Here is a 20,270-nt window from a genome sequence, read left to right as displayed (position 1 = left end):
TACAGGGAAGGCCCGCACTTGTAACCCCACTTCACGAGACGATCGCAACGATCCGCCGCAGAGCCACACCCCCTGAGTACCGCTGCAACCTCACTAACGAGAAAGGGAGTTGCAGCGTCACACCACAGCCATAGAACCCCCGGAGAACGCCGCGCTCACCCGGGGCACCGTGGTGGTCGAGGCCGCGTACCGGAGCGGGTCGCTCGTCACGGCGCGGGCGGCGCAGCGGTTGGGGCGCCACACGATAGGGGTGCCCGGCCCGGCCACGAGCGCGCTGTCCGCCGGTGTGCACGAACTCCTGCGCGGGGACGCGGTGCTGGTCACCGACACTGCTGAAATCGTCGAACTGGTCGGCGGCATGGGCGAACTGGCACCGGACCGACGCGGACCGGTGCTCCCGCGCGACCTGTTGGAGCCGGCCGCTCGGCGCATCCTCGCCGCACTGCCCGGCAACAGGGCCGCGCGGCCGGGGGAGATCGCGCGCGGTGCGCAGACCACGGAGGACGACGCGATCGCGAGACTGTACGAACTCCGAGCACTTGGTTACGTCGAACGACACGGCGACGGCTGGAAGTTGACACGCCAGGCGATGATCTCGGTCCGGCCCGATCGGGGGCGCCGCTGACCGAGCGTGTTCGGCCGTCCGGGGGAACCCCGACACCCTTGGGAATTCCCGCAGTTGGCGCATTCCGATGATCACGCAGAGCAATCGGAGCGACCCGTTCCGGCACCCCCGCGGGCGCGTCCGCGCCCGGTCCGGGCCCCGCCCTTCGCACACCGCGACACTCCAGTCACGCTACGCTCACGGGGATTCCAGCACACCCCGGCATCTCCCCATCACTCCGACAGCTCACCCAGGCACCCCCACTTCACGGCAGAACGGCACAAGGCGACGAATGCCCCAGCACACCTCCGGGTCCGACCGGGCGGCGATCCCCCCAGCCGCCCGCGACGGTGGCAGCGTCCGGCCGCCCGCTCCCTCGACGCTCGACGAGCTGTGGCGGTCGTACAAGACGACGGGCGACGAGCGGCTGCGTGAGCAGCTGATCCTGCACTACTCGCCGCTCGTGAAGTACGTCGCGGGACGGGTGAGCGTCGGGCTGCCGCCCAATGTGGAACAGGCGGACTTCGTGTCGTCGGGGGTGTTCGGACTGATCGACGCGATCGAGAAGTTCGACATCGAGCGGGAGATCAAGTTCGAGACGTACGCGATCACCCGCATCCGGGGCGCGATGATCGACGAACTGCGGGCGCTGGACTGGATCCCGCGCTCGGTACGGCAGAAGGCGCGGAACGTCGAGCGGGCGTACGCAACGCTCGAGGCGCGGCTCAGGCGCACGCCCAGCGAGGGCGAGGTGGCCGCCGAGATGGGCATCGCGGTGGAGGAACTCCACGCCGTCTTCAGCCAGTTGTCGCTGGCGAACGTGGTCGCCCTGGAGGAACTGCTGCACGCCGGAGGCGAGGGCGGCGACCGGCTGAGTCTGATGGACACCCTGGAGGACACCGCCGCCGACAATCCGGTGGAGGTGGCCGAGGGGCGGGAGCTGCGGCGGTTCCTCGCGCGGGCGATCAACACGCTGCCCGAGCGGGAGAAGACCGTCGTCACGCTCTACTACTACGAGGGCCTCACCCTCGCCGAGATCGGCAACGTGCTCGGGGTGACCGAGAGCCGGGTCAGCCAGATCCACACCAAGTCCGTGCTGCAGCTGCGCGCCAAGCTGGCGAGTTTCGGCCGTTGAGCGAAAGCCGTACGGCTTTCCTGACCTCGCAGAATCGTGCCTGCATGGCCTGGGTCACTCCCGCCGGGGGTGCGCCGTCCGTAGAGTGGTTGACGTGCCAAGGATTCGAGCGGCCTCCGTGGCCGAGCACCGGTCGATGCAGCGAGCCGCCCTGCTGGACGCGGCTCGTTCCCTGCTGTCCGAGGGCGGGACGGAGGCGCTGACGTTCCCGGCCCTGGCCGAGCGGACGGGGCTGGCGCGGTCGTCCGTGTACGAGTACTTCCGCTCTCGGGCCGCCGTGGTCGAGGAACTGTGCGAGGTCGACTTTCCCGTGTGGGCGGCGGATGTGTCGTCGGCGATGGAGGGGGCCGGCTCCGCCGAGGGCAAGGTCGAGGCGTACGTACGGCAGCAGCTTGCCCTGGTTGGGGATCGGCGGCACCGGGCTGTCGTCGCCATCTCCGCGAGCGAGTTGGATGCGGGGGCTCGGGAGAAGATTCGGGCCGCGCACGGGGGGTTGGTGGCGATGATCGTCTCCGCGTTGGCGGAGATGGGGCATGCGGAGCCTCGGCTGGCGGCGATGTTGGTTCAGGGGGTTGTTGATGCGGCGGTCCGCAGGATTGAGCTGGGGGCGGCGGAGGACCCTTCGGTGATTACTGAGGCTGCGGTGAGTATGGCTTTGCGAGGGGTTCTGGGTTGAGTGTCGGCTGCGGGCCGGTGGGGGCTGGGCGCGCGGTTCCCCGCGCCCCTAAAAGCCAAGCACCGGCAACAAACGTGACGGCCCTCTGTTCAGCAGCCATGGGGGCAATAGCTCCAGCGGGTTCAAGTACGTCTCCCCTCTCAGCAAGCCCCAGTGCACGCATGTCGTCGCGCAGTGGGAGCCGGTGATCTCCACCGTCCCCACCGCCTCGCCCGGTTTCACCTCGTCGCCCTTCTTCACGGTCGCGGTCACCGGTTCGTACGTCGTGCGCAGGTCTGTCCCCGCAAGCTCCACTGACACCACACCCCTCCCTGCCACCCGGCCCGCGAAGGACACCCGGCCCGCGGCCACCGCTCGTACCTCAGCGCCGGCCGGGGTCGCCAGGTCCACGCCTCGGTGGCCCCGGCCGTAGACCGTCGCCGGGGGCTCCCAGCCTCGTAGGACCAAGGGGTGGGAACCGACGGGCCAGGCGCGGGCGATGGCCGGTACTGAGGGGGGCAGGACTCCGGGGACGGGTGGAGGGCTGTCGTTCGCCCGGGCCGTGCAGGTCAAGAGGGTCAGGAGGAGGGGCAGTAGCAGGGCGAGGCCTGTACGTGCAATTCGGTCATCTCGTCGCATCCGCATGGGGCAAACCGTGCTGTACCCGTGCCGATCATGGCCGGGACCTGTGGACCGGCGTGGGGTTGTGGACAACGGCGTCACCCGGTGCCTCGCGGGTCCCGTACACTTCCTTTGGCGATCCGGGTCACCGGGTCGACTTCGCACGCCCCGGCATCTGGTCCTCCGTCGCAAGACGAAACCGGTGTCAGCGCTCCTCGGTCCTCTGGGCACGCGCACGTGGGCGTCAGGCGCGAGTGCCGTCCGGTGCTCGCGGCACAACCGAGTAAATCAAGGAGAACGGCCATGGCCGTCGTCACGATGCGGGAGCTGCTGGAAAGCGGCGTCCACTTCGGTCACCAGACCCGTCGTTGGAACCCGAAGATGAAGCGCTTCATCTTCACGGAGCGCAACGGCATCTACATCATCGACCTGCTCCAGTCGCTGTCGTACATCGACCGCGCCTACGAGTTCGTCAAGGAGACCGTCGCCCACGGCGGCACGGTCATGTTCGTCGGTACGAAGAAGCAGGCGCAGGAGGCCATCGCCGAGCAGGCCACCCGCGTCGGCATGCCCTACGTCAACCAGCGCTGGCTGGGCGGCATGCTCACCAACTTCTCCACCGTCTACAAGCGTCTGCAGCGCCTCAAGGAGCTCGAGCAGATCGACTTCGAGGACGTCGCCGCGTCCGGTCTCACCAAGAAGGAGCTTCTCGTGCTCTCGCGCGAGAAGGCCAAGCTGGAGAAGACCCTCGGTGGTATCCGCGAGATGTCCAAGGTTCCCAGCGCCGTCTGGATCGTGGACACCAAGAAGGAGCACATCGCGGTCGGTGAGGCCCGGAAGCTCAACATCCCGGTCGTCGCCATCCTCGACACGAACTGCGACCCCGACGAGGTCGACTACAAGATCCCGGGCAACGACGACGCGATCCGCTCCGTCACCCTGCTCACCCGCGTGATCGCCGACGCCGTCGCCGAGGGCCTCATCAGCCGCTCCGGTGTCGCCGCCGAGGCCAAGGGTGACAAGGCCGCCGGCGAGCCGCTGGCCGCGTGGGAGCGCGACCTGCTCGAGGGCGAGAAGAAGGCCGACGAGACCCCCGCCGCCGAGGCCGAGGTGCAGACCTCCGCCGAGACGGAGAAGGTCGCCGACGCCGAGCAGGCCGACGAGGTTCCCGCCGCTGAGACGGCTGAGGCCGCTGCCGAGGTCGAGGCACCCGCTGCCGAGGTCGAGGCCGCTCCGGCCGCCGAGGCCGAGCAGGCCTGACCTTCCGGGCCAAAGGGCTGACAGGAGGACGGCGGGTGGTGCGGACCGCGCCACCCGCCGTTCATCCACAGCCCCTAGATCTTCGTAGCCCGTAGATCCTTGGCGGAAGCCCGCGCTACCCGCGGCCGCCGCCGACTTCGAGACTTCGAACTCCGAGAAGAGATTCACAGATCATGGCGAACTACACCGCCGCCGACGTCAAGAAGCTCCGTGAGCTCACCGGCGCCGGCATGATGGACTGCAAGAAGGCGCTGGACGAGGCCGACGGCAACGTCGAGAAGGCCGTCGAGGCGCTCCGTATCAAGGGCCAGAAGGGCGTCGCCAAGCGCGAGGGCCGCTCCGCCGAGAACGGCGCCGTGGTCTCCGTCATCGCCGACGACAACACCTCCGGTGTCCTGGTCGAGCTGAAGTGCGAGACGGACTTCGTCGCCAAGGGCGAGAAGTTCCAGGCCGTCGCCAACCAGATCGCCCAGCACGTCGCCGCCTCCGCCCCGGCCGACATCGAGGCGCTCCTCGCGTCCGAGATCGAGCCCGGCAAGACGGTCCAGGCGTTCGTGGACGAGGCCAACGCGAACCTGGGCGAGAAGATCGTCCTGGACCGCTTCGCCCAGTACGCCGACGGCTACGTCTCCGCGTACATGCACCGCACGATGCCCGACCTGCCCCCGCAGATCGGTGTCCTCGTCGAGTTGGACAAGCCGAACGCCGAGGTCGCCCGCGGTGTCGCCCAGCACATCGCCGCCTTCGCGCCGAAGTACCTGGCCAAGGACGACGTGCCGGCCGAGGTCGTCGAGTCCGAGCGCCGTATCGCCGAGGAGACCACCCGCGCCGAGGGCAAGCCCGAGGCCGCGATCGCCAAGATCGTCGAGGGTCGCGTCAACGGCTTCTTCAAGGACGCGACGCTGCTCGGTCAGCCGTACGCGCTCGACCCCAAGAAGTCCGTCCAGAAGGTTCTGGACGAGGCGGGTGTCACCCTGAAGCGCTTCACGCGCATCAAGGTCGGCATCTGAGTCCGTACCGCGATCGACGCGCGGCGCCCGGTGGAATCCCGCTAGGGTCGTCAGCAGTCGGCCCGGTACGCCGTCGCGCACGCGCGCGTGGCGGACGACAGCAGATCTGACGAGGAGGCCATTGCCGAGCATGGGATGCGACAGACACCCCACCGGCAGTGGCCTTCTTCGTATGTGCGACCACGTTGAAGAGGCGAGAACTCCATGACCACCAAGCCCCAGAAGAGCGACGACGGCAAGGTACGCGGCCGGTTCATGCTGAAGCTGTCCGGAGAGGCCTTCTCCGGAGGCGGCGGCCTGGGCGTGGACCCCGACGTGGTGCACAAGATCGCCCGTGAGATCGCGGCCGTCGTGCGGGACGGCGCGGAGGTCGCCGTCGTCATCGGCGGCGGCAACTTCTTCCGCGGCGCCGAACTCCAGCAGCGCGGCATGGACCGGGCCCGCTCCGACTACATGGGCATGCTCGGCACGGTGATGAACTGCCTCGCGCTCCAGGACTTCCTGGAGAAGGAGGGCATCGACAGCCGCGTCCAGACCGCCATCACCATGGGCCAGGTCGCCGAGCCGTACATCCCGCTGCGCGCCGTGCGCCACCTGGAGAAGGGCCGCGTGGTCATCTTCGGCGCCGGTATGGGCATGCCCTACTTCTCCACCGACACCACCGCCGCCCAGCGCGCCCTGGAGATCAACGCCGAGGCGCTGCTGATGGGCAAGAACGGCGTGGACGGGGTCTACGACTCCGACCCGAAGACGAACTCCGAAGCCGTCAAGTTCGACTCGCTCAGCTACGGCGAGGTCATCACCCAGGACCTCAAGGTCGCGGACATGACCGCCATCACCCTGTGCCGCGACAACAAGCTTCCGATCCTGGTCTTCGAGCTTCTGGCGGAGGGCAATATCGCCCGCGCCGTCAAGGGTGAGAAGATCGGCACGCTTGTGGGTGACCAAGGCAGCCAGGGCTGATGACCCTGACCGGGGGATGGACAATGTCCTGCCGGTCGGGAACCGTGCAGGAAGAAGACGCGACGCAGCCGGCCGCCGACGCCGACACAGCACAGCAGCCGGGCCTACTCAAGACACGCAGGAGCAAGTGGTGATCGAAGAGACCCTCCTCGAGGCCGAGGAGAAGATGGAGAAGGCCGTCGTGGTCGCCAAGGAGGACTTCGCCGCGATCCGCACCGGCCGTGCGCACCCGGCGATGTTCAACAAGATCGTGGCCGACTACTACGGCGCGCTGACGCCGATCAACCAGCTGGCCTCGTTCTCCGTACCGGAGCCGCGGATGGCCGTGGTGACCCCGTTCGACAAGACCGCGATGCGGAACATCGAGCAGGCGATCCGCGACTCGGACCTGGGCGTCAATCCCAGCAACGACGGCAACATCATCAGGGTGACGTTCCCCGAGCTGACCGAGGAGCGCCGCAAGGACTACATCAAGGTCGCCCGGGCCAAGGCCGAGGACTCCAAGGTGTCCATCCGCGCCGTCCGCCGCAAGGCCAAGGACGCGCTGGACAAGCTTGTCAAGGACAAGGAGTCCGGCGAGGACGAGGTCCGTCGTGCGGAGAAGGAGCTCGACGACACCACGGCGAAGTACGTCGCCCAGGTGGACGAACTCCTCAAGCACAAGGAAGCGGAGCTGCTCGAGGTCTGATGAACGACTCTTCCTGGGGGGCACCGCCACAAGCCGGGTACTGGGGGCCGTCCGACCAGGGGCCTGTCCAGGGGGCTGACCCGGCGGGTCCCACGTACGATGCGCCTGAGGCGCAGCAGACTCGCCCCATGCCCATCGTGCCCGACGAGCCCGCATACGGCGGACACCAGGATGACGACCGGGGGGCCGCTCGGCTGAGCGGCCCCTTGTTCCGCGACGAGACGCAGCAACCGCCGTACGACGTACGGCAGTCGCAGCCGTACGACCCGCGGACGCAGCCCTCTGACACGCCGCAGGCGCAGCCCTACGGGGCGGTGCCGCAGAATCCGGAGCCCATGTCCGATGTCCCGCCACCGGCGCCCGCCCCGCAGAAGAAGAGCGCGGGCCGGGACCTGGGTGCGGCCATAGGAGTCGGCGTCGGGCTCGCCGTGGTGATCGTCGCGTCCCTCTTCGTGGTGAAGGCCGCGTTCGTCGGAGTGATAGCGGTCGCCGTCGTGGTCGGTCTCTGGGAGCTCACCTCGCGGCTGCAGGAGCGCAAGGGCATCAAGGCGCCCCTCGTGCCCCTCGCGGTCGGCGGGGCGGCGATGGTCGTAGCCGGTTACGTCCGGGGCGCCGAGGGCGCCTGGGTCGCCATGGCACTCACGGCGCTCGCCGTCCTCGTCTGGCGGATGACGGAGCCGCCGGAGGGCTACCTGAAGGACGTCACGGCGGGCGTCTTCGCGGCGTTCTACGTGCCGTTCCTGGCCACGTTCGTCGCCATGATGCTCACCGCCCACGACGGCGCCTGGCGGGTCCTGACGTTCCTGCTGCTGACCGTGGTCAGCGACACCGGGGCGTACGCCGTCGGCTGGCGCTTCGGCACGCACAAGCTCGCGCCGCGCATCAGCCCCGGAAAGACCCGCGAGGGCCTGTTCGGGGCGGTGTCCTTCGCGATGGTGGCGGGCGCGCTGTGCATGCAGTTCCTGATCGACGACGGCAGCTGGTGGCAGGGCCTCGTGCTGGGCCTCGCCGTCGCGGCCAGCGCCACGCTGGGCGACCTCGGCGAGTCCATGATCAAGCGCGACCTGGGCATCAAGGACATGGGCACGCTGCTGCCGGGTCACGGCGGCATCATGGACCGCTTGGACTCGTTGCTGCCCACGGCTCCGGTGGTCTGGCTGTTGCTGGTGCTGTTCGTGGGCTCCGGCTGACAAGCCGGCCGACCCAATGAACCGCTGACCTGCGGTTCTGTACGTGAGGGGCTCGTTGTCCACAGGGCGGCGAGTCCCTCTTCGTATGTCTGCGACACTGGTAGGGCCATGCCTAAGCCCGGAGAACTCACATTCGTCGCCCCCCGCGGAGCCCAGAAGCCGCCGCGGCACCTTGCCGATCTCACGCCCGCCGAGCGCAAGGAAGCCGTCGCCGCGATCGGGGAGAAGCCGTTTCGCGCCAAGCAGCTCTCGCAGCACTACTTCGCGCGGTTCGCGCACGACCCGGCGGAGTGGACCGACATCCCCGCCGGTTCGCGCGCCAAGCTGCAAGAAGCCTTGCTCCCTGAGTTGATGACCGTCGTACGGCATCTGTCGACCGACCAGGACACCACCCGCAAGACGCTGTGGCGGCTGTTCGACGGGACGCTCGTCGAGTCCGTGCTGATGCGGTACCCGGACCGGGTCACCATGTGCATCAGCTCGCAGGCGGGTTGCGGCATGAACTGCCCGTTCTGCGCGACCGGACAGGCCGGCCTGGACCGCAATCTGTCCACCGGCGAGATCGTGCACCAGATCGTCGACGGGATGCGCGCCCTGCGCGACGGCGAGATCCCCGGCGGGCCCGCGCGGCTCTCCAACATCGTGTTCATGGGCATGGGCGAGCCTCTCGCCAACTACAAGCGGGTCGTCCAGTCGATCCGTGCCCTCACCGACCCCGAGCCGGACGGCCTCGGCCTCTCGCAGCGCGGGATCACCGTCTCGACGGTCGGCCTGGTCCCGGCGATCCACCGGTTCTCGGACGAGGGCTTCAAGTGCCGGCTCGCGATCTCGCTGCACGCGCCCGACGACGAGCTGCGCGACACCCTGGTCCCCGTGAACACGCGGTGGAAGGTGCGCGAGGTCCTCGACGCGGGCTGGGAGTACGCGGCGAAGTCGGGGCGACGGCTGTCCATCGAGTACGCGCTGATCCGCGACATCAACGACCAGGCGTGGCGCGGCGACCGGCTCGGCCGCCTCCTCAAGGGCAAGCCCGTGCACGTCAACCTCATCCCGCTGAACCCGACGCCGGGCTCGAAGTGGACCGCCTCCCGCCCCGAGGACGAGAAGGCGTTCGTCGAGGCCATCGCGGCCCACGGGGTGCCGGTCACCGTCCGGGACACCCGGGGCCAGGAGATCGACGGAGCGTGCGGCCAGCTCGCCGCCACCGAGCGGTGACCCGGTAACCTGTTCCGCGTAGTACACGCAGGTACATCTTCATATTCCGACAGGGGAGCGCCACAGCGCTGAGAGTGCGGGATTGTCCGCAGACCCTCTGAACCTCGCCCAGGTCATTCTGGGTAGGAAGTTCGGTCACCACTCTTGCTGTTGCGCCCTGCCCACGTCCTGTGGGCAGGGCCGCGTCTCTTCCTGGACACCCCAGGAGGAAAACAACCGTGCACCACACCAAGACCTTCGTGGCCGCGGCCGTCGGCCTCGGCCTCCTCACGCTCTCCGCGTGCGGCTCGTCCGACAGCGGCAGCGGCGGCGACTCCAAGACCGTCACCCTCGTCAGCCACGACTCGTGGGCCGTGTCGAAGAACGTCCTCAAGGACTTCGAGAAGCAGTCCGGCTACACGGTCAAGGTCCTCAAGGACGGCGACGCCGGTCAGGCCGTCAACAAGGCGATCCTCACCAAGGACAACCCCCAGGGCGACGTCTTCTTCGGCGTCGACAACACCCTGCTCTCCCGCGCGCTCGACAACGGCCTCTTCCAGTCCTACGACGCGAAGGGCTCCGCGCTCGTCAAGCCCGAGTACCGCGTCGACCAGACCAAGCACCGGGTCACGCCCATCGACACCGGCGACATCTGCGTCAACTACGACAAGGCCTACTTCAGCAAGCACAAGCTGACCCCGCCGACCTCCTTCGCCGACCTGGTCAAGCCCGAGTACAAGAACCTCCTCGTCACCGAGAACGCGGCCACCTCCTCGCCCGGCCTCGGCTTCCTGCTCGGCAGCGCCGCGCAGTACGGCGACGACGGCTGGCAGGGCTACTGGAAGAAGCTCAAGGCCAACGGCGTCAAGGTCGTCGACGGCTGGGAGCAGGCCTACGACCAGGAGTTCTCCGGGTCCGCCGGTGGCAAGAAGGCGGGCGGCGACCGGCCCCTCGTCGTCTCGTACGCCTCCTCGCCGCCCGCCGAGGTCATCTACGCCGACCCGAAGCCGACCACCGCGCCCACCGGGGTGTCGTACGGCACCTGCTTCCGGCAGACCGAGTACGCGGGCCTGCTCAGCAACGCGAAGAACACCAAGGGCGGCAAGGCGTTCCTCGACTTCCTGCTCACCAAGGAGTTCCAGCAGGACATGCCGCTCAACATGTTCGTCTACCCGGTGATCCAAGGCGCCCAGGTACCGCAGGAGTTCGAGCAGTACGGCCGCCAGGCCCCGGACCCCGAGACCATGGCGCCCGCGAAGATCGCCGCCGACCGGGACCAGTGGGTCAAGTCGTGGACCTCGCTCGTACTGAAGTAGCCGAAGCGGCTGAAGCAGCCGAAGCAGCTGAAGCGGCCCCGCGGAAGTCCTCCCGTAGGGGCACCGCGACGCGGCTCGGCCTCATGGCCCTGCCCGTCGCGTTCTTCGCGGTGTTCTTCGCCTACCCCGTCGCCGCGATCGTTGCGCGCGGCCTCAAAGTCGACGGCGCCTGGCAACTGGGCCGTATCGGGGATGTGTTGGTCCAGTCCGACATCCGGCACGTGCTGTGGTTCACCACCTGGCAGGCGCTCGCGTCCACCGCGCTCACGCTGCTGATCGCGCTCCCCGGCGCGTACGTCTTCGCGCGCTTCGACTTCCCGGGGAGACATGTCCTGCGGGCCGTCGTCACCGTCCCCTTCGTGCTGCCGACGGTCGTCGTCGGTACGGCCTTCCTCGCGCTCGTCGGCCGGGGCGGACTCCTGGACGACCTGTGGGGCGTACGGCTGGACACCACCGTGTGGGCCATCCTGCTCGCGCACGTCTTCTTCAACTACGCGGTCGTCGTACGGACGGTGGGCGGCCTCTGGGCCCAGCTCGACCCGCGTCAGGAGGAGGCCGCGCGGATGCTCGGCGCCTCCCGGCTGCGGGCCTGGCGGAAGGTGACGCTGCCCGCGCTCGGGCCCGCCGTGGCCGCCGCCGCGCTGATGGTCTTCCTCTTCACCTTCACCTCCTTCGGCGTGGTCCAGATCCTCGGCGGCCCGACCTTCTCGACCCTCGAAGTGGAGATCTACCGCCAGACTTCGGAGGTCTTCGACCTGTCCACGGCGGCCGTCCTGACGATCGTCCAGTTCGTGGCGGTCGGCGCGATCCTCGCCGTCCACGCCTGGACGGTACGGCGACGGGAGAGCGCCCTACGGCTCGTGGACCCGTCGGTGACCGCACGGCGCCCGCGCGGGGCCGGCCAGTGGACCCTGCTGGCCGGAGTCGTCGCATCCATCGCCGTACTGCTCCTGCTGCCGCTCGCGGTACTGGTCCAACGGTCGCTCGACACACCGGACTTCGGCTACTACCGGGCGCTGACCAATGACGACGGCGGCACCTTCCTGGTCCCGCCGATCGCCGCGATCGGCAACTCGCTGGAGTACGCCGTCGCCGCCACCGCCATCGCCGTGGTGATCGGCGGACTCGCAGCGGCTGCCCTGACCCGGCGGGATGCAGGGCGCCTGGTGCGGGGCTTCGACGCGCTGCTGATGCTGCCGCTCGGGGTGTCGGCGGTGACGGTCGGCTTCGGGTTCCTGATCTCGCTCGACAAACCCCCGGTGGATCTGCGGAGTTCATGGATCCTGGTGCCGCTCGCGCAGGCGCTGGTCGGTGTCCCCTTCGTCGTACGGACGATGCTGCCCGTGCTGCGGGCGGTGGACGGGCGGCTGCGGGAGGCGGCTGCGGTGCTCGGGGCGTCGCCGTGGCGGGTGTGGCGCGAGATCGATCTGCCGCTCGTACGGCGGGCGTTGTTGATCGCCGCCGGGTTCGCGTTCGCGGTGTCGCTCGGGGAGTTCGGGGCGACCGTGTTCATCGCCCGCCCCGACAATCCGACCCTGCCGGTCGCGGTGGCCCGGCTGCTGTCCCGGCCCGGTGATCTCAACTACGGCCAGGCGATGGCCCTTTCGACGATTCTGATGGTGGTGTGCGCGGTGGCCCTGCTGGTCCTTGAGCGGCTGCGCACCGACCGGACGGGGGAGTTCTAGATGCCGCCGAACATGCCGCCGAGCGTGCCATCGGACATGCCGCCGAGCGTGCCGCAGAACAGGCCGCTGCTGAGCCTTGAGGACGCGACCGTACGGTTCGGCGGGCGCCTGGTGCTGGACGCGGTCGACCTCGGGGTTGCCGAGCACGAGATCGTGTGTGTGCTCGGACCCAGCGGCAGCGGCAAGTCGACGCTGTTGCGGGCGGTGGCCGGGCTCCAACCCCTGGACGCCGGGCGGGTGTTGCTGGACGACCGGGATCAGTCGGGCGTGCCCGCGCACAAGCGCGGAGTGGGTCTGATGTTCCAGGATCACCAGCTGTTCCCGCAGCGGGACGTGGCCGGCAACGTGGCCTTCGGGCTGCGCATGCACGGGGCGTCGAAGAAGCAACAGGACGACCGGGTGGGCGAGTTGCTCGACCTCGTCGGACTGCCGGGCGCGGCCCACCGTGCCGTCGCCGGGCTGTCCGGCGGTGAGCAGCAACGGGTGGCGCTCGCCCGGGCGTTGGCGCCCCGTCCGCGTCTCCTCATGCTCGACGAACCGCTCGGCCAGCTCGACCGGTCACTGCGGGAGCGGCTGGTCGTCGAACTCCGGGAACTCTTCGGCGTGTTGGGCACGACCGTGCTCGCGGTCACGCACGACCAGGGCGAGGCGTTCGCACTGGCCGACCGGGTCGTGGTGATGCGGGACGGCCGGATCGCCCAGTCCGGTACGCCACTTGAGGTCTGGCAGCACCCCGCCGACGAGTTCGTCGCCCGCTTCCTCGGCTTCGACAACGTGGTCGAGGCCACGGTCGTAGGGGAGGCCGCCGACACCCCCTGGGGCAAGGTCCCGGTCCCCGAGGACGCCCCCCAGGGCACCCGCCCGCTCCTCGTACGCCCCGCAGGCGTACGCCTGTTGCCCGCCGACGAGGGCCTGCGCTGCATGGTCGCCGCCCGCACCTTCAAGGGCACCCATGTCGCCGTACAGCTCCAGCCGGAGGACGCGCCGCGCTTGGAGGCGGCGTGTGCGCTGCGGGCGGCGCCGGAGGTCGGGAGCGCGGTCGGGGTGGAGTTCGACGCGGCCGAGATCGTCGTGCTCGGCGGCTAGCGCGCACGCGTGTGGCGTGTGCCCCCCCGAACCGGACATGTGTGTGGCCCGTCCCCACGAACCGGACGGGCCACAACAGCGGGTGGTTCAGCGGCTGTTGATCAGCTGCCGTTGTTCGCACCGCGACGGCGCATGCCGAAGTAGACGGCTCCGCCGCCCACGACGACGAGGGCGCCCGCGATACCGGCGATCATGCCGGTGTTGGAGTTGGCACCGGTCTCGGCGAGGTTCGAGGAACCGGCCGCCGGGGACGGCGCGTTGTCGGTCGTCGTCGCGGGAGCGGTGCTGCTGCTCTCCGAGGCCGACGGGGTCGGGGTGTCGGACTCGGCCGGGGTCGAGGCGCTGTCCGAGGGGGCCGGAGAGGACTCGCTCGGGGTCGGGCTGGGCGAGTCCGTCGCGCAGGCCTTGGACGGGGTGGTCAGGTTCGGCGTGATGTCCTTGTCGACCTGGTTGCCCGCCTTGACGTGGATGCGGTACGTGGCGTTCGGCAGCCAGTCCTCGGCGAAGGACACGGTTTCGCCCTTGGCCGAACCCTTGACGGTCTGCGCCTCGCCGATCTGCTTGGCGTCGGAACCGTTGTTCTCCAGGAACACCGTGATGGTCGCCTCGGTGGCCGAGGCGTCCTCGTCGGTGACGGTGATGACACCGTTGGCGCCGTCACAAGTGGCTGTGGCGGAGAACTCGCTGATGTTGCAAGCGAGCGCGTTGCCCGCGAATCCGAGCGCGAGCGCGGCCGAAGCGGACGCGACACCGAGGATGCGTACGGAACGTCGAGATATGGACACGTTTGCCCTTCACGGGATGTGCAACTGCGGGGGGTTTAGGGGGAGATGGAGCGGCAATGAGGTGAGGCACCACTACCCCCAGGAGTCTCACTGGTCTATAAGTGCTGCGTAAGCAGTGTCAATGCATATGCGGTGTACAGCAGTTGCCTTTACCCGCACTTTAATCTGTGAGACGTTTCAGTGCCTCCGGAGCCTCCTCGATCCGGTCAACAAGGGCGATACGGGCCTCCATTGGCCGTTCCCGGGCAAGTGCACGCAGCAGGGGCCACGTCGGCAGCCGCGACGTCCAGTGCTCCCGGTCCACGAGCACCATCGGCGTGGGCTCGCCGCGTGACTCGTAGTAGTTGGGCGTCGCGTTGTCGAAGATCTCCTGCACGGTCCCGGCCGCGCCCGGCAGGAACACCACCCCCGCGTTCGAGCGGGCCAACAGGCCGTCCTCGCGGGTGGCGTTGGCGAAGTACTTGGCGATGTGCGACGCGAAGGCGTTCGGCGGCTCATGGCCGTAGAACCATGTCGGGATGCCGATCGAGTGGTTGCCCTTCGGCCAGCGGGTGCGGACCTCGAAGGCGCCCTGGGCCCAGTCGGTGATCGAGGGGCTGAACGACGGTGATCCGGCGAGGAGTTCGCACGCCTCCTCCAGCATGGCGTCCTCGTACGGCGCCGCGTACGCGCCCAGGTTCGCCGCCTCCATCGCGCCGGGTCCGCCGCCGGTCGCCACCGTGAACCCGGCGCGGCTCAGCTCACGGCCCAGGCGCGCGGCACCGCCGTAGGCCGCAGTTCCGCGTGCCATCGCGTGGCCGCCCATGACGCCCACCACCCGTGCGCCGCGCAGGAGTTCGTCGAGGGCGTCGGAGACGGAGTCGTCGTGGACGGCGCGCAGCATCGACGCGTATATGTCGCCGTCGGCCTTCGTCCGCTGGAACCAGGCGTACGCGAGCGCGTCCGGGGTCTGCTCGTACCCCTTGTCGAGCGAGGCGAACAGCTCGTCCGGCGTGTAGAGACGGCCGCGGTAGGGGTCGAACGGGAGGTGCGGGACGGGCGGGAAGACCAGGGCGCCGTCGTTGCGGACCTTCGCCGCCGCCTCGTCGCGCATCGGGCAGCCGAGGAAGACGGCGTCCGCGGCGCTCGTGGTGAGCAACTCCCGCGTACGGTCCGTCAGATCGACGCCCTGGACGCGGTATCCGGCGAGGGTGCCGCGGGACGAGACGGTCGCGTCGAAGTCCTCGACCGTCTCGATCTCGCGTTCGTCGTGGTGGGCCGCATGGGCCGGGCTCGTCTGCACCCGCCCATGCTAGGCACCCAACTGCTCAGCCCTGGACGGCCGCCGGGTCCATCCACACGATCTCCCAGGAGTGGCTGTCCAGGTCCTCGAAGGAGCGGCCGTACATGAAACCCTGGTCGTTGATGTCGTCGTTGGCGGTGCCGCCCGCCGCGACCGCCTTGTTCACCAGCTCGTCGACCTTCTCGCGGCTCTCGGCGCTCAGACACAGCAGCACCTCACTGGTCTTGGCCGAGTCGGCGATCTCCTTCTTCGTGAAGTCGCTGTAGCGCTTCTTCTCCAGGAGCATCGCGATGATCGTCTCGCTGATCACGACGCAGGTGGTTTCGTCGTTGCTGAACTGGGGGTTGATCGAGAAGCCGAGCTCGGTGAAGAACTTCTTCGACGCGGCGGCGTCGTTCACGGCCAGGTTCACGAAGATCATCTGCTGGTACATGCTGGGGCCTCTCCCATCGGGCGTGCGTGCTGTTCGGTGGGTAGACCGGCACTCCGCGAAAAACTCATCGGTGGGCGAGCGGAAGTGCCGCGAGTTCGGCGATCACGACGGTCAGCGGCACGAACAGGGCGAGCAGCGCGCCCGCGCGGAGAGCCGCGGCGCTGCGCAGCACGGTGGCGGGGGCGCCGAGCCGTACCAGCGCGGCCGTGGTGTCGGCGCGGGCCTGCCGGGCCTCGACGGCGGCGGTGAGCAGGGTCGCCACCGTGCAGCCGGTCACCAGGAGCGTGCCGAGGGTGGTCAGCGGGCCGACGGACGCGTCCGTGTCGTAGAGCGCGGTCATCGCGTACGCGCCCGACGCCACCGCGCAGACCACGCCCAGCGGGCGGCCGATACGGGTCGCCTCCTCCATGAGGACCCGGCCCGCGAGGAGCCGGAGGGCGCCGGGGCGCACGGCCTGGAGGAGCCGTCCGCACAGGTGGGTGAGGCCGGGGCCCGCCAGGGCGAGACCGAGCGCGGTCAGCACCCAGCCGGCCAGCACACCCGCGGGGCCGCCCGCGTGACCGCCGGGCATCGACAGCCCGTCGGTGTCCGCCGTCCGGTTCGCGTACGCCTCGGCGGCGAGCCCGGCGGCGAGGACGGCCACACCCCAGGGGAGGCCCTTGGGGACCTCGCGAGGAGCCGGGGGGCGGGTGGGGTCCAGGTCGACGGGGCCCGTGCCGGTGGTGGTCGGCTCGGCGTCGGCTGCCGGCTCGGGCGCCGGGGCGGATGTGTCCTCAACTGCCGCCGTACGGCTGCCTGTTCGCAGGTGGGCGCCGAACCTGCCGTACGCCCCGAAGGTCTCGCGGGTGCCCGACTTGCCGTAGGCGCCGAAGCGGCCGTAGGACCTCGGGCCGTTCTTCGTCGTGGACGGGTGCTTGGTGTCCTTGGGGCGGAGGGTGAGGGCCACCGAGACGGAGGCGGTGACGGGGACGAGTGCGAGCAGGGTGAGTGCGGCGGGGAGGGGGAGGGGGGTGTCCGAGGCGAGGAACTCCGCGGCCGCTCCGTCGAAGGGCATGCCCGTGAGGTCGCCGCGGAGGTGGAGGAAGAAGAGCAGGGCCAGCATGGAGCCGAGGGTGCAGGCGAGGGCCGTCGTGGTCGCCGAGATCGCCATCAGGCGGCCCGGGCCGAGGCCGATCGCGGAGAGGCCGGGGCGGGGTTTCGTCGCCGGGTCGGTGCGGGCGACGGCCACCGCGAAGTAGACGGTGGCGGCCAGCGGGGTCGCGCACCAGGCGAGGCGGAGGGCCGCGGCGGCGGGGGAGTCGGGGTGGCCCATCGCGTAGCCGAGGGTGCAGAGGAGGAGGAAGCCCGTGCCCGCCGAGGCCACCGCGACCAGCAGGCGGCGCAGTTGGACGGCGGGGTGCGAGCCGCGGGTCAGACGGAGAGCGAGCACGCGGCCCGGCCTTCCGACTCGGCGACCGGGGGAAGGTGAACCGTGTTCACACGGCGTCCGTCCAGGAGCGACACCGTACGGTCCGCCAGGGCCGCGGTCTCCGCCTCGTGGGTCGCGAGGACGACCGTGATGCCGTGCGAGCGGGCCGCCGTCGTGAGCGTGCGCAGGACCTGGGCGCGGTCCGCGCGGTGCAGCGGGGCCGTCGGCTCGTCGGCGAACAGGACCGTGGGCGCCGGGGCCAGCGCGCGGGCGATCGAGACGCGCTGGCGCTCCGCCTGGCGCAGTTCGTGCGGGCGCTTGCGGGCGTGGTCGCCGATGTCGAGGCGGTCCAGCCACTCCAGGGCGGCGGTCTTGGCGCGGCGGCGGCTGGTGCCGCGCAGCATCAGGGGGAGGGCCGCGTTCTCCCAGACGTTCAGCTCCGGGACGAGTACGGGCGCCGGGTCGATCCAGCCGAAGCGGTCGCGGCGCAGCCGCTCCCGGGTGAGCGGGCCCATCGTGTGCACGGGCACGCTGTTGAACCAGACCTCGCCGCGGCTGGGGCGCTCCAGACCGGAGAGGCAGCGCAGCAGGGTCGTCTTGCCGCTGCCGCGCGGGCCCGTGACGGCGAGGATCTCGCCCTCCCGGACACCGAGCGAGACGCCGCCGAGCGCGGGCGTTCCGTCGTGGTGCTGGAAGTGCAGGGCACGTGCCCAGAGCACGTCGTTGTCCGGCGGGGCCACCATGCGCGTACACCTCGTTCTGATCCGTTTTCCGTACCGCGTCCCCCTTGCGGGGGAACGAGGACGGGGCCGATCGGTTACCAGGCACGCTAAGGAGGCGGGGTGGGTGACCCCGGACAGCACACGGCCCGGGGTGCACCCTTCTCACTCGTACGGGTGCACCCCGGGCCGTATAAACCGTTGAATCGCCGAAGGCTAGAGCTTCGTCCAGGCCTCCGTCAGCACCTGGCGGACGATGCCCTCGATCTCGTCGAAGGTCGACTGGTCGGAGATCAGCGGCGGCGACAGCTGGATGACCGGGTCACCGCGGTCGTCGGCGCGGCAGTAGAGGCCGTACTCGAAGAGCTTCTTCGAGACGAAGCCGTAGAGCACGCGCTCCGACTCCTCGTCCGTGAAGGTCTCCTTGGTGGCCTTGTCCTTGACCAGCTCGATGCCGTAGAAGAAGCCGTTGCCGCGGACGTCGCCGACGATCGGGAGGTCGTGCAGCTTCTGCAGGGTCTGCAGGAAGTTGGCCTCGTTGTCGAGGACGTGCTGGTTGAGGCCCTCGCGCTCGAAGATGTCGAGGTTGGCGAGGCCGACCGCCGCGGAGACCGGGTGGCCGCCGAAGGTGTAGCCGTGCAGGAAGGTGTTGTCGCCCTTGTAGAACGGCTCGGCCAGGCGGTCGGAGATGATGCAGGCGCCGATCGGGGAGTAGCCCGAGGTCATGCCCTTGGCGCAGGTGATCATGTCCGGGACGTAGCCGAACTTGTCGCAGCCGAACATCGTGCCCAGGCGGCCGAAGGCGCAGATGACCTCGTCGGAGACCAGGAGCACGTCGTACTGGTCGCAGATCTCGCGCACGCGCTGGAAGTAGCCGGGCGGGGGCGGGAAGCAGCCGCCGGCGTTCTGCACCGGCTCCAGGAAGACCGCGGCGACGGTCTCCGGGCCCTCGAAGAGGATCTCCTGCTCGATCTGGTCGGCGGCCCAGCGGCCGTAGGCCTCCGGGTCGTCGCCGAAGAGCGGGGCGCGGTAGATGTTGGTGTTCGGGACCTTGTGCGCACCGGGCACCAGCGGCTCGAACGGGGCCTTCAGCGCCGGGAGTCCGGTGATGGACAGGGCGCCCTGCGGGGTGCCGTGGTAGGCGACCGCGCGGGAGATGACCTTGTACTTGGTGTGCTTGCCCTGCAGCTTGAAGTACTGCTTGGCGAGCTTCCAGGCGGTCTCTACGGCCTCGCCGCCGCCGGTGGTGAAGAAGACCTTGTTCAGGTCGCCCGGCGCGTAGTGGGCGAGACGCTCCGCCAGTTCCACGGCCTTGGGGTGGGCGTACGACCAGATGGGGAAGAACGCCAGCTCCTGCGCCTGCTTCGCGGCGGTCTCGGCCAGCTCGGCGCGGCCGTGACCGGCCTGGACCACGAACAGACCCGCGAGACCGTCGAGGTAGCGCTTGCCCTTGTCGTCGTAGATGTAGGTGCCCTCGCCACGGACGATCGTGGGAACGGGCGCGTTCTCGTACGAGGACATGCGGGTGAAGTGCATCCACAGGTGGTCGTACGCGGTGCGGCTGAGGTCCTTGCTCACGGTTATCGGGTTCCCCACATGTAGGTCTGCTTCTTGAGCTTCAGATAAACGAAGCTCTCGGTGGAGCGCACGCCGGGGAGGGCCCGGATGCGTTTGTTGATGACGTCCAGCAGGTGGTCGTCGTCCTCGCAGACGATCTCGGCGAGGAGGTCGTACGAGCCCGCGGTCATCACCACGTACTCCACTTCCGGCATGGCCGTCAGCGCGTCGGCGACGTTCTCGACATCACCTTCGACGTTCACCCCGACCATCGCCTGCCTGCGGAAGCCCACGGTGAGCGGGTCCGTGACGGCGACGATCTGCATGACGCCCTGGTCGAGCAGCTTCTGGACGCGCTGGCGCACGGCCGCCTCGGACAGGCCGACGGCCTTGCCGATCGCGGCGTACGGCCGGCGGCCGTCCTCCTGGAGCTGCTCGATGATGGCGAGGGAGACGGAATCCAGGTGAGGAGTCCCGTTCCTGGACTCGCGGGAGTCCCTAGGTTCTGCGCTGCGACTGGCCACGGCTTCACTGTGCACGACGTCTCGACCGTTCCGCAAGGCCGCTTCGATGAAATTCGTTGTTTACGTGGTCGAGACTTGCGGATTTCGTAGCCTTGGCGCGATCGGGGGTGTTGAAAACGTGGGCCGGGCGATTAGGGTGGGTGTCTCAGTGATTG

The 20,270-nt window shown here is 69.4% G+C and carries 19 protein-coding genes, 1 pseudogene and 1 riboswitch; of the genes and pseudogenes, 12 read left to right on the top strand and 8 right to left on the bottom strand.

The genetic code is table 11. From position 1 onward, the window contains the following. Positions 1 to 148 precede the first annotated feature (148 nt). The 3 genes and pseudogenes from OG504_RS16585 to OG504_RS16575 all read left to right on the top strand — a co-directional run. A pseudogene (locus OG504_RS16585) lies at positions 149 to 625 on the top strand (DNA-processing protein DprA); the annotation flags it as partial. A gap of 271 nt (positions 626 to 896) precedes the next feature. After that, a complete protein-coding gene (gene whiG, locus OG504_RS16580; RefSeq protein WP_019058710.1) occupies positions 897 to 1,739 on the top strand; it encodes an RNA polymerase sigma factor WhiG in 843 nt (280 codons plus the stop codon). A 118-nt stretch (positions 1,740 to 1,857) separates the two neighbouring features. Beyond that, positions 1,858 to 2,415 carry a TetR/AcrR family transcriptional regulator gene (locus tag OG504_RS16575; protein ID WP_405996351.1) on the top strand — a complete coding sequence of 186 codons (558 nt, stop codon included), beginning with the start codon at positions 1,858 to 1,860 and terminating at the stop codon, positions 2,413 to 2,415. A gap of 48 nt (positions 2,416 to 2,463) precedes the next feature. Here OG504_RS16575 and OG504_RS16570 read toward each other — a convergent pair whose 3' ends face one another. Further along, positions 2,464 to 3,033, bottom strand: coding sequence for a murein hydrolase activator EnvC family protein (locus tag OG504_RS16570; RefSeq protein ID WP_405996350.1), 570 nt, complete (start codon positions 3,031 to 3,033; stop codon positions 2,464 to 2,466). 285 nt (positions 3,034 to 3,318) lie between these two features. On the opposite strand from OG504_RS16570, the gene rpsB reads away from it, so the two are divergent. The 9 genes from rpsB to OG504_RS16525 all read left to right on the top strand — a co-directional run bounded on the left by rpsB (position 3,319) and on the right by OG504_RS16525 (position 13,407). Next, on the top strand, positions 3,319 to 4,275 hold the full coding sequence (rpsB, locus tag OG504_RS16565; RefSeq protein ID WP_405990537.1) for a 30S ribosomal protein S2: 957 nt from the start codon (positions 3,319 to 3,321) through the stop codon (positions 4,273 to 4,275). A gap of 173 nt (positions 4,276 to 4,448) precedes the next feature. After that, positions 4,449 to 5,285 carry a translation elongation factor Ts gene (tsf, locus tag OG504_RS16560; protein ID WP_405990536.1) on the top strand — a complete coding sequence of 279 codons (837 nt, stop codon included), beginning with the start codon at positions 4,449 to 4,451 and terminating at the stop codon, positions 5,283 to 5,285. A gap of 204 nt (positions 5,286 to 5,489) precedes the next feature. After that, positions 5,490 to 6,248 (top strand): UMP kinase, encoded by a 759-nt coding sequence (gene pyrH, locus OG504_RS16555; RefSeq protein ID WP_033282640.1) that lies wholly within the window; start codon positions 5,490 to 5,492, stop codon positions 6,246 to 6,248. Positions 6,249 to 6,378: 130 nt separating this feature from the next. Then, positions 6,379 to 6,936: a ribosome recycling factor gene (gene frr / locus OG504_RS16550; protein WP_327401013.1), complete on the top strand. Its 558-nt coding sequence runs from the start codon at positions 6,379 to 6,381 to the stop codon at positions 6,934 to 6,936. Then, complete coding sequence (locus tag OG504_RS16545) at positions 6,936 to 8,126, top strand: phosphatidate cytidylyltransferase (RefSeq protein ID WP_405990535.1); 1,191 nt, start codon at positions 6,936 to 6,938, stop codon at positions 8,124 to 8,126. Before frr ends, OG504_RS16545 begins: the two co-directional genes overlap by 1 nt. 108 nt (positions 8,127 to 8,234) lie before the next feature. Beyond that, on the top strand, positions 8,235 to 9,341 hold the full coding sequence (gene rlmN, locus OG504_RS16540; protein ID WP_317775147.1) for a 23S rRNA (adenine(2503)-C(2))-methyltransferase RlmN: 1,107 nt from the start codon (positions 8,235 to 8,237) through the stop codon (positions 9,339 to 9,341). A gap of 41 nt (positions 9,342 to 9,382) precedes the next feature. Beyond that, positions 9,383 to 9,488: riboswitch (TPP riboswitch) on the top strand. Between the two features lie 71 nt (positions 9,489 to 9,559). Next, positions 9,560 to 10,636 (top strand): thiamine ABC transporter substrate binding subunit, encoded by a 1,077-nt coding sequence (locus OG504_RS16535; RefSeq protein WP_405990534.1) that lies wholly within the window; start codon positions 9,560 to 9,562, stop codon positions 10,634 to 10,636. Between the two features lie 83 nt (positions 10,637 to 10,719). Next, on the top strand, positions 10,720 to 12,321 hold the full coding sequence (locus OG504_RS16530; RefSeq protein WP_405990533.1) for an ABC transporter permease: 1,602 nt from the start codon (positions 10,720 to 10,722) through the stop codon (positions 12,319 to 12,321). 36 nt (positions 12,322 to 12,357) lie between these two features. Then, positions 12,358 to 13,407, top strand: a complete 1,050-nt coding sequence (locus OG504_RS16525; RefSeq protein ID WP_405996349.1) for an ABC transporter ATP-binding protein — start codon at positions 12,358 to 12,360, stop codon at positions 13,405 to 13,407. A 101-nt stretch (positions 13,408 to 13,508) separates the two neighbouring features. Here OG504_RS16525 and OG504_RS16520 read toward each other — a convergent pair whose 3' ends face one another. From OG504_RS16520 to OG504_RS16490, 7 genes are all read right to left on the bottom strand, one after another. Continuing rightward, positions 13,509 to 14,192, bottom strand: a complete 684-nt coding sequence (locus OG504_RS16520; protein ID WP_405990532.1) for an LAETG motif-containing sortase-dependent surface protein — start codon at positions 14,190 to 14,192, stop codon at positions 13,509 to 13,511. Positions 14,193 to 14,352: 160 nt separating this feature from the next. After that, entirely contained in the window at positions 14,353 to 15,474 is a 1,122-nt protein-coding gene (locus OG504_RS16515; protein WP_405990531.1) for an LOG family protein, read from the bottom strand. Positions 15,475 to 15,499: 25 nt separating this feature from the next. After that, positions 15,500 to 15,907 carry a VOC family protein gene (locus OG504_RS16510; protein ID WP_405990530.1) on the bottom strand — a complete coding sequence of 136 codons (408 nt, stop codon included), beginning with the start codon at positions 15,905 to 15,907 and terminating at the stop codon, positions 15,500 to 15,502. A gap of 64 nt (positions 15,908 to 15,971) precedes the next feature. Next, complete coding sequence (locus OG504_RS16505) at positions 15,972 to 17,336, bottom strand: hypothetical protein (RefSeq protein WP_405990529.1); 1,365 nt, start codon at positions 17,334 to 17,336, stop codon at positions 15,972 to 15,974. Continuing rightward, a complete protein-coding gene (locus OG504_RS16500) occupies positions 17,318 to 18,058 on the bottom strand; it encodes an ATP-binding cassette domain-containing protein (RefSeq protein ID WP_318019091.1) in 741 nt (246 codons plus the stop codon). The genes OG504_RS16505 and OG504_RS16500 overlap by 19 nt, the downstream gene beginning before the upstream one ends. A gap of 192 nt (positions 18,059 to 18,250) precedes the next feature. Continuing rightward, positions 18,251 to 19,630 (bottom strand): aspartate aminotransferase family protein, encoded by a 1,380-nt coding sequence (locus OG504_RS16495; RefSeq protein ID WP_363096779.1) that lies wholly within the window; start codon positions 19,628 to 19,630, stop codon positions 18,251 to 18,253. Then, a complete protein-coding gene (locus OG504_RS16490) occupies positions 19,615 to 20,130 on the bottom strand; it encodes an Lrp/AsnC family transcriptional regulator (RefSeq protein WP_043680575.1) in 516 nt (171 codons plus the stop codon). Before OG504_RS16490 ends, OG504_RS16495 begins: the two co-directional genes overlap by 16 nt. Positions 20,131 to 20,270: the final 140 nt, after the last annotated feature.

The organism is Streptomyces sp. NBC_00986, from assembly GCF_045162565.1.
GTDB lineage: Bacteria > Actinomycetota > Actinomycetes > Streptomycetales > Streptomycetaceae > Streptomyces.
The sequence above is the reverse complement of the archived record's forward strand: the minus strand, read 5'-3'. Positions and strand labels throughout refer to the sequence as shown.